Below are 18,255 nucleotides of genomic sequence, written 5' to 3' on the forward strand. Positions count from 1 at the left end.
GCGATGAATATGACAACCGATTATGCTGCCGTTTATAAAAAAGAAGGGCTTAATCAAACGCTGCGGGATTACGAGGTGTGCAAAGCGGTATTAAACGGCAATACACAGGCTTTCGCCGTTTTGGCGGCGCAATATCAAAAACGGGTCTATATGCTCGGGTTGAGCTTTTTTGACAACACCGACGATTGTGAAGACTTTGTGCAGGATGTGATGCTAAAGGCATACTCTGCATTGGGAACGTTCCGTGCGGAAGCTTCTTTTGCAACATGGCTGATGCGTATCGCCTATAATACGGCAATTAATTCGGTTAAAAAACGGCGGAGCTATACCTCGCTTGCAGATGGTACTGAAATTGAGTATCGGGGGGATAATCCCGAAGAAAAACATTTGAATGAATGTATTATTTTGTCGGTACGTGAGGCAGTAAGTAATTTACCCGATAGTTACCGTATTTGTATCGACCTCTATTTCTTTTACGATATGAGTTATACCGACATTGCGGCTGTCACCGAACTACCGTTGAACACGATAAAATCCCATATTTTCCGTGCAAAAAAGATTTTACGGGAATATCTTAAAGAAGACCGTGCGGTCTTTGAATACACACATCGGGGATCGAATTTTGCGTATCCGGCCGTTGTACCCCATTAGTAATTATGGATGGAGATTCTATGCATTGTGATATTTTTCAAGATCAGTATCTTTTACTCGATAAACATGAACCGATGCCGACAGGGCTCAAAATGCATCTTTTATGCTGTTCATCGTGTCGGCAAGCCGTTAACCGGATAGCGGCTGCAGAGAATGTTCAACGGCATATACTGCACACACCTATTGCAGCCGATGAGCGGATGCTCAATACTACGATGAGAACAATACACTTGCTGAATAAACAGAGTGCACCGATTGCTGTCCGACAGGAGCAAAACAAAACAATTCTTCCGTGGATCGCGGTTGGCACATTTCTGATACTCGGATTTATTCTCCTTCCATTCAGCGATATGGGTAAAATCGATTTAAGCCAATTCGGCGATTCTTTTTGGATTCCCTTTGCGCTTTTATGTGCCGGCAGTATTGTTACCTATTCTGCAGTATTTCTTGCAAAGAACTTAGTGTTTTTTACCGAAAAATTTACGCCGCAAATCTAAATCAACACCCCCGATGCGAGCGTTGCCGAGGATGACGGGTATTAAACCCTTGCACGAATCAAGTTTCTTTCTGTTCTTCTTTGTATTACCTACAGAGTAGATGTGGTAAGTTGTTGATAATGGGAGAGGTGTTACCCTATCACACTTTTGATGAAAGGCAGTACTGCGATAAACGAAAAAATAAAGATGGCGCTGTAAGCCGCCAGTGAGAGCACTAATGCGGCTGTTTCGGCATATTTTTGCGTTTTGCCGATTCGCTTAAACAAACGCTGCCGTCCCGTCCATGCGAGGTATGCTGCAACGGTGATGGGAATTGCCATGCCCGCCGATATACCGATAACCGCAATGATACCGATACCCGCCGCATCCAACGTAGAAACCAGTACCAGCACGAGTAAGGCTGCGGGGCATGGATACATACCACTGAGTAAAAAAGCACCCCACTGTATATTCCCGGCTGTGTGGCTTTGCGAGCGGTAGTTTTTGTACCGTGCGGAACCGTAGTTGCCTGTGTTATATGCCGGGTTGCTGCTTTGATCGGACGTGAGTGAGCGGCGGCTGAAACGAAGCCGGGGAAACCGATTGGGGAATACACCGGACAACAGATGCAAGATGGAAGCTACGGAAAGCAGCAGCAGAAGAATAAAGGAAAAACCTTCAAGGTAAATTGCTGCAGAGTCGGTATGTGCGGATAACGCGCCGCTCACATTGCGGAAGATTAACAGTAACAAGAGGCTGGTTATGCCGTGCAGTCCCGCTAAGGTGAGGCTGGTTACAGCGGGCTCCCACACGGGGGCTTGCCGAGTCAGATAAAATGAGAACACCAGTGTTTTCCGGTGTCCCGGCCCCAGCGCATGCATAATCCCATAAAAGAAGGCGAGTCCGATAATTGTCCAAAATGCTTGTGCCGAATGTGTCTGCGTCCACTCATAGATGGAATCGCCGAGCTTTGTGTGCAGCTGCGCTTGTCGGTTTACAATAAAATCAGCCGGTTTCTCCGTGCGGACGGGAGCAGGCGTATTTTTTTTGCCGGTAAAGGGGTTTGCCCAGAGAGCGCCGGTTATAATACAGAATACAAACAAGATAACTCCGTATCGCATTCGGTGTTCCTTAGTAGGTAATATGAATTTCTTTTGGGTAGTAGGTTTGCAAACCCGGTTTCCACGAATCATACATGGTTGTCATATCGGCGGTATCGAAAGGGTCGTAGTACACAGGATATTTTTTGTTTTCGGCAATCGTATATCTTGGAGCCGTTTTACCGAAAGACCCGCGAAAGAGTACCGGAGATTTTTCATCATACCGGAAATCACAGAAAAAGCTATAATCGTATACGGCAAAATAAAAATCACCGCTGTATTTTGACAAATCGACATAAAATCGATACGAAGCGATGCCGTCTTTTTGCCATACGGAAAAATCGCTTACCTTTTCGGGGCTATGGCGCTTATCTCCCTGCCGGATAAAGGTAAAATACGAGTAGTTTTTAGTGTTGATAAAAGCATTGTTATAGACATCTTTTGTTTCAGCTTTATCAAAAAGTCCGTCTCGGTTCAGATCATAACCTTGAATAATATCCGCACTGAAAAAACGGTCAAACGTCCATGTTTCATACGCGCCTAAGACTTTTCCTTCATTTAATACAAACTCCGTTTGAGCCGAAATGAAAAGGTGCGGATGGGCTATCAGTTGAAGCGGCGCCGTAAACAGCAAGGTACTTAGCAAAATCGAAATGCATACTATTTTTTTATGTGTATACCGTATCATTCTTTATACCTCAGGTTATATTTTTATACTGGAAAGTCTCACAAAATTTCCATATTTACGTGCTTCTTTTTACACTATAGGGCGGATATAAAAAAAGAGTCCTTACTGAGGACTCTTTTTAGTAAGAATAAAAACGGATATTTAGACTTTCTTAACAACATAGTTGCTCTTTAAGCAGCGGGAACACAGTTTCAATGTTAACGTTCTACCGTCAATTTCCGTTTTTACGTCGATAAGGTTGGGGCGCCATACGCGGCGTTGGTGATTCATTGATTTACTAACCGTATTACCGCTCATCGGCCCTTTCCCACAAATATCGCATCTGCGTGCCATAGTTCACCTTCCTTAGATTTATCTATTCAAAATAAAACGCAGGATAGTATACTGTAAAACGAATGTTATGTCAATCTTGAAACTGAGGGGCAAATGCCGCAACGAACTTAGGTATCAACTGTTCGGCAATCCCTTCTATATAAAGTCCTGCGGCCTGTTTATGCCCGCCGCCGCCGAAAGAGGATGCGATAATACTGACATCGATAGTATCGAGAGATCGGAAGCCGACGCTGCAATGTGTTTCGGTATCCTGCCGTACAATACAAATTGCCTTTACCCCCGCGATGCTCTGAATAAGCTGATATGCCATATCGGAATCCCTGTTCTCGATGCCGATTTCTTGTTTGTCTTGGTACGTTTCATACGAAACGATGAGTCTCCCGTCATAATACGGCTTCATGCGGGCTAATACACGCGAGATAAGTATTCGTGAACCGAAAGATTTACCGCCGTTAATCGCTGCAAATGTATATTTTGGGTTTGCACCTGCCTGTACCAGCCGTGCAGTATGAGCAAAAACCTCGCCGCTCCGTTCATCCAAGTGACGGAAAAAGCCGGTATCGGTACAAAGACCGAAGAACAACATCTCCGCTTCCTCCCGTGTTACGGAGCCGGTCATCTTTTCGATAATTGTTTGGATAATAAATGTTGTTGAAGGAGCTTCCGCATATACAAGCGAGCTTGCTTCATTTGTCGTATTGGTGGCATGATGATCGATACAGATCGAAGGAAAATATGTAAGTTCTTCAGCAATATTGCCCGTTCGGTCTATCCCGGAACAGTCAACAATGATGACACCGGTTTTTTCAGGGTTTTTGATGAGTGATTCCGGCACATGAGCGGAAAAAAGCGGTTCATACATCCGAATTTCCGACCGCTGGAACGGTCCGGCAGAGAGCATCTGCGTCTTTTTTCCCAGTCGTTGTAAAAAAAGTGACATTGCGATACTGCTTCCGATACAATCTCCGTCAGGCTCTTTATGGCCGACTATGAGGAACATCGGATAGAAATGTAAAAAATCGATTAACTTTTGCGGAACGGCAGGTGTAATAATATTATTCATGAATAACCTAAGTTTAAATGGAAAACGGGCACATAGTGTTAAGATGACGGGGAGCTCTGAAAATCAATCGAATTTTTAGAGCTCTTTATGCCCACTTTCGGTATAGATTAGAATTCAAGTGCGAGTGTCTCTACCCCGTCAAATTTATCATTGTACTGTTGGGGATTGGGTAATATACCCCATGTTGAAGTATTTAAATCTTGCCGCGGGGCAGAAATTCTAATGTATTCACATTTTCCGTCACGGATAAAGAAAGACAAATACGGATTAATGCGGGTATTAATGAATGAAATATCCGCTTTGCCTTCTTTCGGGCTAAACCATTCAAACGGGATAAAGGCCTCTCCGGTATTTAAACCTGCTCGCCGATAGATAACATAGTATCCTTTTGGATGGGGAAATATTTTTAAAAGCTGGGTATTAACGTAATACACATCAGCTTCTTTTGATTCGGCAGCAAGCGGAAATACGCTTATAGCTCCAAACAGCAAAACGCAGAGAACAAAATAACGGGATATCTTTTTCATAAGGCTCCTCCACAGAGTATGATGACAAAATTATAGCAACGAACATTAAAAATTGCAAGGCAGCGCATTGCCTCCGACAATTCATACTGTACATATGATACCTTTTGTGATTGTATATTTGTATGAATAAAACCGTTCTCCATAAACCAATAGCACACAACGCCCGCTTCCCTTTTTCATATTCCGGCGGAAACGGCGGGCAAAGGGAAAAAGAGAATCCTAGTATGACAGCCGGAACAAGATGTAAAAAGAAACACAAGCGAGATTTCGAGCGGGAAAAAGTTACAATTCTGTATGAAGATGAGTATCTTGCGGTGATTTACAAGCCGGACGGAATGCTTTCCGTGCCGTATCCGGGGAGCCGTGCGCAGACTGCTCTTGAAATTCTTGAGCGAATAATGCGCAAAAAGGGGACGTATTCTCAAGCTCATAGACCGTTTGCGGTTCACCGCCTTGATCGAGAAACATCAGGGGTAATGATGTTTGCAATGACGGAAAAATCCCAAAAAAAGATTATGGATAATTGGCAGACTCTTGTCACGGGGCGTATTTACCGTGCCGTTGCGGAAAACCCTGCGAAGGAAAATTATGCGCGGAGCACGCTCGGCGTAATTAAGAACAGCGGTACGATTAACGATGAAATTGCATACAATGCGCACAATCGAGGGTTTGTTCCGCATGATAAAGCCCGCTTTAAGACGGTAAGCGCTATAACTCATTACAAAATAATTGAGCGCGGTGTGCATCATACGCTTTTTGAATTAAGCCTTGAAACGGGACGAAAGAATCAAATTCGGGCACATTTGGCATCAAAAGGGTATGTTCTTGCCGGAGATGAAAATTACCGAGCAAAGACCAATCCTTTTGGACGGCTTGCCCTTCATGCGCGGACGCTCGAATTTAATCATCCGTTTACGGGAGAACATTTAACATTTGAAATCCCCGAACCCGAAAAATGGCTTTTATGTGTCAAAAGCGGAGATAGACGTAGTACGGCCAAACGCCCAAGATAAACCGCATCGGAAATATTACCTATAGGGCATTTTTAAGAGCCGTTTTCCGGGCGGCGGCAATGACTTCTTCCGCTTGAGCCTGCGTAATCCGCGCCGCGGCGGCAGCCGCTTCCACGGAAGCGGCCGCAAGCTTTTCAATACTTGAAAAGCTGCGCAGCAAACGCGCAGCCCGTTTTTCCCCGATGTGGGGTAGCTGTTCAAATTGTAAGTGCAGTTCCTCTTTTGAGCGTAACCGGTTGTTGCGAGTGTTGGCAAACCGGTGCGTTTCGTCGCGTACCCGCTGGAGTACCCGTAAGGCTGCGCTCCGCCGCGGCAGTACAATCGGCTTATTGATATGCGGCCGGTAGAGCTCTTCATTTTTTTCTGCAAGTCCCACTAACGGAATGTCAAGCTCCAAGGCATCGAGTACCGCCTTGGCCGCATTGACCTGTCCGATGCCGCCGTCTATCATAATCAGGTCGGGCAGTTCCGCCGCCTCGTTCAGCAAACGGGTATACCGCCGCGCCACCGCTTCCCGCATAGAAGCATAGTCGTCGATAATGCCGTCCGTAGTGCGCAGTCTGAAAATCCGGTAGTTCTTTTTGTCGGGATTGCCGTCCTTAAACGAGATGAGGCTGGCAACGGTGTACTTGCCGTGCAAATGAGCGATATCGAAACCTTCGATGCGGTGGGGAGGCCGGTCAAGCGATAATATTTTTTGGAGCTCTTCCAAGGCGGGGAAGTCTCCCAGCTCCTTTACGCGGCGGGCAGCGTCCTCTTTTGCGTTAAACTGCGCCATTGCAAGCGCCGCTTTATGCCGCCGAAGTATTGCGGCGCCATATACCGGCGTTTTTTCGGCAGCGGCCGTTTCGGTGTTATCAATATGATATGAACGTTCGTTTATAGCGGTGAGGCTTTCCGTATCCGTTGCAGAGGCTTGTTTCCGATCTTCCAACGGAATCGCCGTGATAGTAACTTTGACGCCGAGCTGGTCGGCAAACCATTGCTCTGCGAGTTCATATTCCTGTCCCGCACACACGAAGATATGCGGCGGAGTCTGCTTCGGGTCGGTATAGTATGCGATTAAAAATTCGGGTAATACCTCGGCTTCATCTTTGAGGCTTTCCGTTCGGTATAAGTCCCGTCCGACAACCTTGCCGCCCCGCATTTTAAAAACCGTAAAGGTGATCAGCGCTCCTTCCGCCGCCCAGCCGATATAGTCGCGGGCTTCCGGATCCATATCTTCAACGGAGTTCTGACCTCGAAGCGCCCGTACCGCCTGCATCCCGTCTCTGATACGGGCGGCCTTTTCAAATTCGCGGGCTGCTGCTGCTGCTTTCATTTTTTCCGTTAATTCGGCGAGCGGTTTTTTCAAGTCTCCTTCAAGCAGCAGCGCAATTTCATCAATATCCTTTCGATAGTCGGTTTCGGAAATTTTATCCGCACAGGGCGCACTGCAGCGGCCGATATGGAAATACAGACATGGCTCTCGCTTCTTTAAGCGCTTGCATTGCCGCAGTGTATAGGTCCGTTTAATGAGCGACAAAAAATCATCAACAGCGGGCACATTGGGAAAGGGGCCGAAATATCGGGCGCCGTCGTTTTGTATCCGCCGCGTCCGGTACAGCCGCGGATAGCGTTCATTGGTAATTTTGAGCACGGGATAGGTTTTCCCGTCTTTGAGATTGATATTGTAGCGCGGCTTGTATTTTTTAATCAGATTATTTTCAAGCAGCAGCGCCTCATACTCATTATCGGTTTGAATATACTCGATGCGGCGCGCACGCGAAACGAGGATACGGGTTTTAATATCCCGCTTTGACGCAAAATACGAACTCAACCTATTCTTGAGCGATTTCGCCTTTCCGACATAAATAACGATATCTTTTTCATCCCGCCACAGATACACGCCGCTGGTTTTAGGCGCCGACAGCGCATATTGATGAAGCGCCTCACGCACGTCCGCTTGTTCACTCATATCGTAAGGATAATACTAAGACCGATGCGTAATGGCAATATTGATAGAGCATAACCGGATATTTTTATCATTTATAGACTATGCTAAAGAGTCTGTTAGATTTAATTTAAGAAATGATGAATTTTTCCTGCCATTTTGCTCCAAAAGTCGCATAAGGACTGTAGGAGGTGTGAATGACTAGAAAACCCTTTGAAGAACTAACTATTTCCGATGACTTTATGTTCTGTAAAGTCATGGAACACGAATCGCTGTGCCGGCCGTTTCTTGAAATGCTCTTTAGCGCACAGATCGATAAAATCACATATCTTTCGTCCCAAAATACGGTTACGACTAATTTGGGCGCAAAAACCGTCCGCCTTGATGTACTGGTAAAAGATGAAGACGGTACATCCTACGACATTGAAATGTTTTTTCCGATAGACATCCGTGCCTATCGGAAAAACGAGTTTTGCCTTGTGTCAAAACATCGCTGCTGCATGGAACCAGCGGCATCCGTGCCGCTGCTGAAACAGACTTGTCTAAAAAAGCCTTCGGTTAGCCTTTTGTAAATAGGCGGAGTAGATGCTAGGAGCGTACAAAAAACACCCGCAGGCGTACTTGCTGTACGTCGAGGACTGTTTTTTGTTAAGCGACAACGCAGATACCCGTATATTTTCAAAAGATACAAAAAAGATTATATTGAGAACTCGAAGGCATTTAAAGGAACAGACAATCAAGAGTTACAAGGTTTTTTACAGTATGTGAAAACAGGCAAAGCAACAACCGATTACACGAGGAGGATAGAGCAGATGATACAGACGGTAAAAAGAAACGAATTAGCACGAAAAGAATACCACATATTACCGGCAGCCTTAATGGATGCGATGGATGAAGGTAAATCGCTCGGTCTTGCCGAAGGTTCCCGCCAAAAAGCGCTCGAAACGGCAAAGAACTTATTGCAATTCGGCTTATCCGTACAAAAAATAGCACAGGCAACCGGGCTTACCAAAGAAGATGTTGAAGCACTGTAATCTACCTTTACCTAGTATTGTACATGGCAGCGCGATATTGTAGAGCGGTAATTAAATGTGCTACAATCCGCGGCAACAATTTTTTATAGGAGATGTTATGAAAAAATTGCTCTGTGTTGTATGTGTATCGGCTGCAATGCTGATACCGGTTTTTGCCTCTGCGGGTGCGAAAGAGTATGAATATACCGAACAAGATATATTTATCACCGCAGGAGATCATGAAATTCCTGCTACGCTGACCCTTCCTAAAGGAAAAGCCGACGAAAAGTTTCCCGCAGTGGTGATGCTGCATGGAAACGGTTCAAACCGCCATGAGGCAGGTATGGCCTACGATTACACTGCGCCTGAAATGGCACGTGCCGGTATTGCAACCATTCGGTTCGATTACATTGGAAACGGCGACAGCAAGGGTGATTATATCGACTTTACCTATGATAAAGGCATCGCAGATGCTCTGAGCTGCTATCGATATCTTTGTGCATTGAAGAATATCGATGCAAAAAGAATCGGGATTATGGGATGGAGTCAAGGCGGAAGGCTCGCTCTTTTAGCAGCTGCACGGAATGATGTCTTCAAAAGTGTGCTTACATGGGCAGGTGCCTACGATCAGAAAAGCGGGGAACAAGAACAATACGAAATAGCAAAGAAAAACGGTTATTATGAAGTAACCTATTCATGGCGGCCGCCGCTTAAACAAAGCCCCGCTTATTATGAAAATGCAATGGCAATCAATTATCCGGCGGAACTTGCTGCGATTAAAGCCCCGATTTTAGCCATCGCAGGCTCCAAAGATGATGTAGTGCTGCCTTCCGTAGCACAGACGATAGCAGCCGGCGCCAAGAACAAAAAAAGCCGCGCCCTTATTCTGGAAGGCGCTGATCATACGTTCCTTGTTTTTTCCGGCGACTTAACTATGCTGCATACCCTTACCGGCGAAACGATTGCATGGTTTAAAAAGACTTTATAAACGCATAAAAGCAAAAGGTCGCACAGAATAGGGCAGTCGCATCAGGTAGATTAGATAAGAATCGCAGAATAATTAGGCTGTGAGACCATTTGAACCATCTTCAACGGTTGTACAGCCTCAATTATTCTGCGGGGATATGAAAAACGAGCCTGATGCGGCTGCCCTGTTTGTTAAATGACGGTGTTGTCAGGGATAATTGCGTTTTTGGTGATAACGTAAATGCGGTCAACAACGTGATAATAGCCGTAGTCGCCGTCGGGCGGAATTTCCCCCATACCGATGGATACGTTATGCCCGATTCGTGCATTTTTGTCGATAATCGCTTTTTTAATATGGCAATTTTTCCCGATACCGACACAAGGAATATCGGCTTTTTCATCTCCTGCCTTACTGCTTTCGGATTCGTAGTAGTCCGCTCCCATACAGACAACTCCTTCCAATACGCTGCCGGATTCGATAATGGTTCTAATACCGATTACGGATCGGGTAATTGTCGCATAGGTAATAACACAACCTTCACTACAGGTAACACGATCCAACTGCGCTCCATTAATTTTTGAAGCCGGCAGATTTCGGTAGTGGGTATAAATCGGCGCTTCCGCATCATAAAAGTTAAACTGCGGCGTAATTTCCGTTAAATCGAGGTTTGCTTCGTAGAAGCTGCGAATGGTACCGATGTCTTCCCAATAGCCGTTATGCACAAATGCCGAAACCTTATGATCTTTAATCGAAGCGGGGATAATTTCTTTTCCGAAGTCCGTCATGCTGTTGTTTAAGCAGTCTTCCATCGCCTTTGCATTAAAGATGTAAATACCCATCGAAGCGAGATATTCTTTATCGGGGCTTGCGACCGGAATACCCGACTGTGCAGGAATCTTCCATTCGTCAATATTTTTGTCAGGGCCGGGTTTTTCCATAAAAGCGGTGATATTCGATTGTTTATCGATCTGCATAATACCGAATCCGGAAGCGTCGCGACGGTTGACCGCCGTACACGCGATAGTGATGTCTGCTCCGGAAGCTTCGTGCTGCGCTAAGAAATCTTGTAAATTCATACGATATAATTGATCGCCTGAAAGGATGATATAGTATTTCGGATCTTGCGTTTTAAAGTGCGTAAAATTTTTTCTTACTGCGTCCGCGGTACCTTCGTACCAGCCTGAATGTTCAAACGTTTGCTCTGCAGCAAGAATTTCGACAAAACCGTTTGAAAAACTGTCAAAGCGGTATGCCCGCGCAATGTGCAGATGCAGCGATGCGGAGTTAAATTGAGTCAATACATAAATTTGTCTAAGACCGGAATTGATACAGTTGGAGATAGGTATGTCGACGATACGGTGTTTCCCTCCGAACGGTACGGCCGGCTTTGAACGGGATTGAGTAAGTGGGTATAAACGGGTTCCTTTTCCGCCTCCCAAGATAATCGATAATACTTTCGGCATATATCCTCCTTTTATGATATTTGCAGAGGCGTATTCCGCAAAAACCGAGAGAAGTATCTATGAACACACTGAGATATAAGCGTTGTTCTATTACTATAAGTATAAACGAGGTTTTTATTTTTTGCCATAAAAATAAATAAGAATTATTCTTGGGTATTTTCTAAAAACTTGGTGAGGTTTTTACATGCTGTAACACGCCTGCTTGACAAAGGTCAGAATTGTCAGTATATATTAGGCAATATTTAGTAATATATGCGGTAATCCACCGCTCCCCTAAAAGTCATTTGTAAAAGTAATCGTATAAAAAAAGTTTATCATTAATAACATTAAAGTTCTGAGCTATTGCTGCCGATACGAGAAACGGAATAGCAGAAAGTTGTGCCGGTTATGCGTTACCGTTCAGACGGGAAAGCAAGACGGTGAGGTTCTGCCGCAGAGAAGCGCAGAATAAATTATAGTGCGTTTTTACTACCGGAGTATGTGTGGTAAAAACGCTTGCGAAATGGAGCGGAGAAAAAAGCTTATGAAAAAGATGAATCGCGTAGTATCTGTTGTACTGATTATATTAACTGCTATTGTAGGTTTTACCTGTAAACCGGGCTTAGGCAGCCAAATCGACGTTCTTCCGCCGAGCGGCGAAATCATTTACCCCGATGCGGGCGAAACTCCGATCCGCGGCAGTTTTGTACTCAAGGGAACGGCAAAGGATGACGAGGGTGTACAAGCGGTTTCGATTGTATTTGAAAACATAGAAACGAAAGACCGAACGCGCTCTTATCAGGCGATTCTTACCAAGCCGGGCGCCTACAATACACCGTGGACTGCAGACATAGACAACGAGTCTACGGGGACGGAAGCGCCGCCTCACGAACTCGTAAAGATCTATCCCATCCCCGACGGTGAATATACGGCGATCGTTACCGTTACCGACAACAACGGAAAGACGTCCAAGTTTACAAAGAACTATAAAATCGACAACACGCCTCCCGTGTTCATCGTTTCGCGGCCGTCGACGACTAAACCGGTTTCGACCGATCCTGAAACCGGCGATAAGTACGGGGCGATCTTTTCGGTCGAAGGACAGGCGGGCGAAAGAAACACGGTTTTCAAACTGAGTGTTGAAGTGCCAGAAAAAAGCCTTTCGACAAGCGAAATGTTCGTAGGAAAAAATATCAATGCACAGCTTTTTGCATACGGCGAAGCGGATGCCGCTGCATGGTACGACTATCAAAAAAACGATCTTCACAATAAAGCCATAAAAGCCCAACTGTTTTTGTACGACAATGCGCAGAAATTTTCAGGCGGCGCTCCCGGCACGGAAGGTAATAAATCCGAATTCTTTTATTTACAAGATGATATAAAAAATACCGTTTTAAAAAAAGGTTATATGGAAGAAGTGATCAGCGATTATTTTGCAGGTAAAAGAGGTTCCGATAAAAATGAACACGATAAAAAAATAAAAGCCTTGCGTGAAGACACTATTGCATTAAATGCATTAAAAGAAAACCGCAAAATGATGGACGGTTCTGCAGCGGAACGCAGTACCTTTAAATTGGACCCGAATAAGTCGCCCGGTTATAAAATTATCGGTGTAAAAAATCTTTCAAAAGACGGTTTGGATCTTGCCGCAGCCAGCACAATTGTTTTTAAAAGCGGAAATACCTCCACGCTTTTAGCAGAACTTATTCCCAATAAAGACGGCGACCCTTTGGTTAGTCCTGCTACGGTTGACTCTTATAAAGAAAGCGGCATAAAAATAGTGCTTATGAAATGGGATGGTGCTGTAGGAACAAATGAAACCGACAGTTTTAAAAACGGCACCCATCTTGTGCAAGAAACGGTACTATTGGATTTTGCCAACTTAACTACTCAAGCACAGTTAGACAATGCGGTTACCAAAGAAGGAAGCAATTTACGGGTAAAATTCAATTTACCTACTTCTTTTACCGAAGGAAAACGTGCAATAAAAGTTATCGGCACGGACAGCACAAATCAAGTTTCCAATACCTTTGAAGCGTATGACGATTCGAATTCGGTAAATAACGGTTTATATATTTGTAATTTTATTTCAAGCGGAAGCGGTCCAAGAATCAGACCTGTGCGTATCGAAGGTTTTAAAAATCAAAATTTCGATATTTTTGCCGACATTACCGATTTGGAACCCGGTCATGCATACTATAAAGTGGGCGGTCCCAACGATGAGATAACAATTCCTGATCCTACAAAAGAACTTACAAGACCTGATCCGGTCGGAGCTCCTGCACGATATAAAGCTACCCTTGATATAAGTGCTTTAACTGTGGATAAAGAATATACACTTCACTTTTTGGCTAAAGCAAATAACGGAAGTCAAGATAAAGATAAAATAACTTTTACCGTCGATAAAACACCTCCTACGGTTGCATTAACCTATCCCGAACCTACAGTTGCGCAAGCAGGCGAAGTAAGCTTTACGGGAACTATTTCGGACGCAGGTGCGGGAGTTAAAGCTTCGGCAACCAAGTTTTTAATTGCAAAAAAATCCGTAGGAACGGTAACCCCTGAAACGAGCGGTTGGCAAAACATGGTTACGTCTACGGCGGGCAGTTGGAACTTTAAGTACAACTTCAGTACGATGACTACCCCTTCCGAGTATGGTGATACGAGTACGTCTAACTCCAATTATTTTGACATTCCCATATATATTCTTGCGGAAGACAATATCGGCAACAAAAAAGTACATAAACTTTCTATGATTTTAAATCCTGACGGAACAAAGCCCGTCGTACGTATACTGTCGCCCGTAAACAATGCCGTATTGGGCGGTACTATACAGATTTTCGGTACCACGAGCGTTGCTATCGGTTCTCCGTCAGATATAGGAGAAGCATATATTCAATTTTCCAAAGACGGTTCTTTTAGCGGTACCGCCGATGGAACGTTTAGCGGTATAGACTGGTACAACAGCGGAAACGGTAAAATAGTAGACGATACTACTGCAAACGGTGCGGTACAGTGGACGCAAACGATTAATCAAACCGGATTATTTAATCCTAGTGGAACTAAGTGGACTATATATTTTAGGGTACGTGCCAAGAATAAAAATCCTTTAGTAAACAGACTTGGTGAATGGTCTGAAAAAGTTAAAATCGAAATAGACAAATCTTCGCCGACAATCGGAAGCCCCGAAGCCATTAAAGTAGTTAAAACTGCACCTGCCGTTTCTTTGGACTATGTTCCGCGCATGTGGATAGGTGCCGGTATGGAGCTTACCGGTTCTTTATACGATGAATCAGGGATAAAAAAACTTACTATTTCCGGTGATTTAAAGAACGGAGCGGAATACGATCTTAATCAGGCGCAGACGGCAGGATGGATTACGATAGATACTGCTAATAGCCCTACATCCAGCGAATCCGGAACCGCAAAAAATTATAAGCTTAAAATACCTCTTTCTTTAGATGATTTAAAACCTCAAGCCAAAGCAAAGGGAGAATTTACCGTAAAAATATCTATTACCGAAGATACTGCTAATAATCTGAAGTCCGAAAGAGAATTCACTTTCCGTTTCGATACGGAAAATCCTTCAGGCGGTTTCGGTAACATGCTTTACGTTGCAAATGGTACTTTTGCTGCAACGTCAATTACCGATTCAGCTCTTGCAAATACGATACGAGCAAATCCTGCAGGTTTAAAAATGCTTGTGGGGGGTAAAATCGTAACCGTTCAGAATATTTCAGGCTTTACCGGTAATACGGTAAACTTTACACCTGCTCTTGCTTCTGCAGGAAGATACAATTATGCCGTATACAAACCCGAAATTTTGGTAAAAGCCGTCAGCGGCAACGATTGGGTCGTGCGCGGTGTTGCAAACGACGACGGTTCGGGTGTTAAAGAAGTTACCGCCAAGCTTGAAGTAGGCAGTGCTTCACAAAGCGTAACAATGACCGAGCTTGATCCTTCAAATAAAATATACCGACAGCTGGATGGTTTGTGTAAGTGGGAAGGAAAAATCAATTTATCAAGTATACCTGACGGTAAGGGTAAACTTACCTATACCATAACCGACAACAGCGGTAATGTTTTTAGCGCTCAGGAAGACGTACGGGTAAAAAATAAAGCTTTACGTGTAACCACGGTAAAGCTCAGTACGGATATCGGCGGCACACAAAGCACGTTTGAAAATACAAATGCAAACAATGCACTGGTTGAAACAGTCGATGCAAATTCGGATGCCGGTTTAACTCTTACCAGCAAACGTTTTGCCTTTAAATCTTTGACCGATTCCAAGATCAAAGTGGATTTTACCGGCGGAGAAGAACCGATTAAATATACGCTCAAATATAACGGCAACATATTAACCGGTCACAATATGAAAAATATCAGTTCCGGAGATACTATAGCTTTAACTTCAAGCAATTTGAATACGATAGGCAACAGTACCGGGGGCAACACTAAGGATTTAGTGCTTGAACTGTGGGACAGCGCAGAAGGCTGTACGGCAACGGGAAGTGCTCCTCTTACCAAAAGCTCTTTTGCCGAGGTAACGATCAAAGCCATATTCGATGCCCTGGACGATAAAGTACCTACGGTAGTTATTCTGCCATTCCATTGGAACGGAGAAGGCAAAGACTCAAACAACAATCCGCTGAACTCTCTGTATGAGGGCAGCCGTGCAAACGGGCACGTGGAAATCGCTTCGGTTTCGGGAATGGGCAATACTTATTCTTCCGTTTCGGGCAAGGTAAGCGTAAGCGGTTTTGCGTATGACAATATCAAAATAGATACGCTTGAAGCGAGCCTTCCGAACACAGCGGCGCTTACGGTTAAGGCGACGCGGCAAACTGACGGTACATGGACGTCCGATAAAAATATGGCTTCGCACGGAGCCGTATTGACGGTTGAAACCTTGGGTGCCGACTATCTCGGTTATTACGTCAAATGGCGGCTCGATTGGGATACCGAAAAAGCGGGTGTAGGCGTTGCCAAAAGTATTACGGTAAGCGTTAACGACGGAACGAATACTTCCGCCGCCCTAGACGGCGGTACGTCTCAAAACGCAACGGTAACAAGACAAACGTTAAAGACTGCCGAGGATGCTGTTTTCGCAAATAAAAATCCGGGGCAATTCGTCGTATTCAAAAAGGGCGAAACCCAATACCTTACTCGCATTGAAAGCGTCTCCGGTAACAAGGTAACGCTTGTCGATACCGTTCCCACGGATGCGGACGAAGCGTTTGTGTACGGCTATACCGTAAACAAAGCGAAGATAAATATAAATGTCGTGCCGTATATTACGGGAATAAAGACTGCCTTAACCGGTTCTGCTGGCATTGACTTTGACCGTTCCGCACTCGGTTTTTATCCGGTATATGCGGGTGAAAAGATAATGCTTAAAGGTTTCAATATAGCGTCATCACCGACTGTCAAGCTCGGTACCAAGGATTTGACTTCGAAAGTATCCGCATACAATCAGTCGGACGGTACATTTGCCGTCGAAATTACAGACGCAGCAGATGTTAAAACAGGCAATCTCACGGTAACAGTCGGCACTACGCAGGCGATCAACAACGGCAATAAAAATCCCGTAATCGGTACGGATGGAACGGTTACGGAGGCTGCATACAACTCGTGGAGCAACCGAGCAAATAAACGGCTTGCCGACGATCTCAAGCTTTCGGTATGGAAAGTTGATGCTTTCCATTCAAGTGTTCAAAAAGATATCACGAGCCCGATGCTTAAAATAGCTCCCGACAGTACATGGTATATGAGTTACGGTAACGGTATACCTCACATGGCGGTAAATAAAAATGGAAACCAAACACATGTTGATAAAAGCTTTAACAAGTTCCATAATACTGCTGTTGCGTTTGACTCTACAGGAAATATATATGCTGTAGGAACGAATACAGATCGTATAGACAATAGCTCAGCAAAATTTTCCTTTTATTCACGTGCTGTACCGAAAAGCTCGAGCAATAGTGATTATACAGAAGCATGGACAGGAAAAGCGCGACTGGAAAAGGTACACAATCAAGGTATCTATAATATAAACAGAGTACCACGTCCTAAATTGGTTGTTACCGGAGGTGATAATCCGACGAAAGTGTATATTTCTTACTTTGATGCGAACCATCCCAAAAATCCGGTAAAGTTCCGCTACGGTACAGTTAATAATTCAAATACCTTTACCGACGGTATTGCTGACGGAGGCGGAACTAATACTTCAACAGGGGCGATGGATTCTCTTTCTAACGGTTCAGCCCCCGGCTACCATACTATTGCTGACGATGATTCTCCAAGGTATAAAGGAGGCCCGTATGTCGCGCACGGTGTTACCTCCGGCGGGGTTGCCGTCGTAGCGTGGTATGACGCTACGAATAAATGCCTTGTGTATTCGTACAATACGACACCGCAGACTCCTGCTCAAGGAGGAGTCTGGCAAACCAACGCTCGATTGATCGATGACGATTTTGCCGGCTGGTATGTAGATCTTGCCGTAGATAAAAACAACGGCATACACATAGCATATTACAGCAGCTCCAAAGGCGATCTGAAATACGCTTATCTTCCAAGCTATAACGGTACGCCCACTGTCGTAACGGTCGACAGTTACTTGTCGGTCGGAACGCAGATATCGATTTCAACTCGGGAAGAAAGCGGCAAGATCGTACCGTATATTTCGTACTTCCAGTCCGCATTTACGCAAACGCCGAGTTCCGTACGCGTAGCATGGCGCAACGATTTGACCGGAACGGTAAAAGACGGCGCAAAAGACGAGTTGTTTACCGGTAATTGGGAAGTAATGACCATTCCGATGAAAGGAATTATCCCCAAAGATGAAACCATCTGCAACGGCGTTCCCACTGGCGGAGGTTGGGCAAATACGGTCGTTCTCGGTTTTATGAGCGATAGCGGTTATAAAAAAGCGGTTCTGAAAAAGTAAAAAAAAAGCACAAACAGCCGGTAGGCACTCGCTTGCCGGCTGTTTTTATATGAAAGGTGCGGTGTCCGAGTCGTTCGGATAAAAAGGTTTGCAAAAGTGAAAA

12 protein-coding genes and 1 pseudogene are annotated in these 18,255 nt (G+C 44.7%); 6 read left to right on the top strand and 7 right to left on the bottom strand.

Annotated features, from left to right (window positions below; genetic code table 11):
* Positions 1–3: 3 nt before the first annotated feature.
* Both ABH09_RS03585 and ABH09_RS03590 read left to right on the top strand, forming a co-directional pair.
* Positions 4–651: an RNA polymerase sigma factor gene (locus tag ABH09_RS03585; RefSeq protein ID WP_162662762.1), complete on the top strand. Its 648-nt coding sequence runs from the start codon at positions 4–6 to the stop codon at positions 649–651.
* 20 nt (positions 652–671) lie between these two features.
* Positions 672–1,148, top strand: coding sequence for a hypothetical protein (locus tag ABH09_RS03590; RefSeq protein WP_253715226.1), 477 nt, complete (start codon positions 672–674; stop codon positions 1,146–1,148).
* 131 nt (positions 1,149–1,279) lie between these two features.
* Here ABH09_RS03590 and ABH09_RS03595 read toward each other — a convergent pair whose 3' ends face one another.
* From ABH09_RS03595 to ABH09_RS03615, 5 genes are all read right to left on the bottom strand, one after another.
* Complete coding sequence (locus ABH09_RS03595) at positions 1,280–2,248, bottom strand: HoxN/HupN/NixA family nickel/cobalt transporter (protein WP_253715228.1); 969 nt, start codon at positions 2,246–2,248, stop codon at positions 1,280–1,282.
* A 10-nt stretch (positions 2,249–2,258) separates the two neighbouring features.
* On the bottom strand, positions 2,259–2,915 hold the full coding sequence (locus tag ABH09_RS03600) for a DUF1007 family protein (protein ID WP_253715229.1): 657 nt from the start codon (positions 2,913–2,915) through the stop codon (positions 2,259–2,261).
* Between the two features lie 141 nt (positions 2,916–3,056).
* A complete protein-coding gene (rpmB, locus tag ABH09_RS03605) occupies positions 3,057–3,248 on the bottom strand; it encodes a 50S ribosomal protein L28 (RefSeq protein WP_006189625.1) in 192 nt (63 codons plus the stop codon).
* A gap of 70 nt (positions 3,249–3,318) precedes the next feature.
* Positions 3,319–4,311, bottom strand: coding sequence for a DHH family phosphoesterase (locus tag ABH09_RS03610; protein WP_253715231.1), 993 nt, complete (start codon positions 4,309–4,311; stop codon positions 3,319–3,321).
* A gap of 107 nt (positions 4,312–4,418) precedes the next feature.
* A complete protein-coding gene (locus ABH09_RS03615) occupies positions 4,419–4,838 on the bottom strand; it encodes a hypothetical protein (protein WP_253715232.1) in 420 nt (139 codons plus the stop codon).
* Positions 4,839–4,960: 122 nt separating this feature from the next.
* On the opposite strand from ABH09_RS03615, the gene ABH09_RS03620 reads away from it, so the two are divergent.
* Entirely contained in the window at positions 4,961–5,851 is an 891-nt protein-coding gene (locus tag ABH09_RS03620; RefSeq protein WP_253715233.1) for an RluA family pseudouridine synthase, read from the top strand.
* Positions 5,852–5,870: 19 nt separating this feature from the next.
* Here ABH09_RS03620 and uvrC read toward each other — a convergent pair whose 3' ends face one another.
* Positions 5,871–7,808 (bottom strand): excinuclease ABC subunit UvrC, encoded by a 1,938-nt coding sequence (gene uvrC, locus ABH09_RS03625; protein WP_253715234.1) that lies wholly within the window; start codon positions 7,806–7,808, stop codon positions 5,871–5,873.
* A 173-nt stretch (positions 7,809–7,981) separates the two neighbouring features.
* On the opposite strand from uvrC, the pseudogene ABH09_RS13000 reads away from it, so the two are divergent.
* A pseudogene (locus ABH09_RS13000) lies at positions 7,982–8,818 on the top strand (hypothetical protein).
* Positions 8,819–8,915: 97 nt separating this feature from the next.
* Entirely contained in the window at positions 8,916–9,785 is an 870-nt protein-coding gene (locus ABH09_RS03640) for an alpha/beta hydrolase family protein (protein WP_162662778.1), read from the top strand.
* Positions 9,786–9,955: 170 nt separating this feature from the next.
* Here the strand turns inward: ABH09_RS03640 and ABH09_RS03645 are convergent, their stop codons facing one another.
* Complete coding sequence (locus ABH09_RS03645; RefSeq protein WP_162662780.1) at positions 9,956–11,227, bottom strand: glucose-1-phosphate adenylyltransferase; 1,272 nt, start codon at positions 11,225–11,227, stop codon at positions 9,956–9,958.
* Between the two features lie 523 nt (positions 11,228–11,750).
* Between ABH09_RS03645 and ABH09_RS03650 the strand changes: the two genes are divergently transcribed.
* Positions 11,751–18,152 (top strand): hypothetical protein, encoded by a 6,402-nt coding sequence (locus ABH09_RS03650; protein ID WP_253715236.1) that lies wholly within the window; start codon positions 11,751–11,753, stop codon positions 18,150–18,152.
* Positions 18,153–18,255 lie beyond the last annotated feature (103 nt).

Origin of the sequence: Treponema sp. OMZ 803 (assembly GCF_024181165.1) — a bacterium.
Classification (GTDB): Bacteria; Spirochaetota; Spirochaetia; order Treponematales; family Treponemataceae; genus Treponema.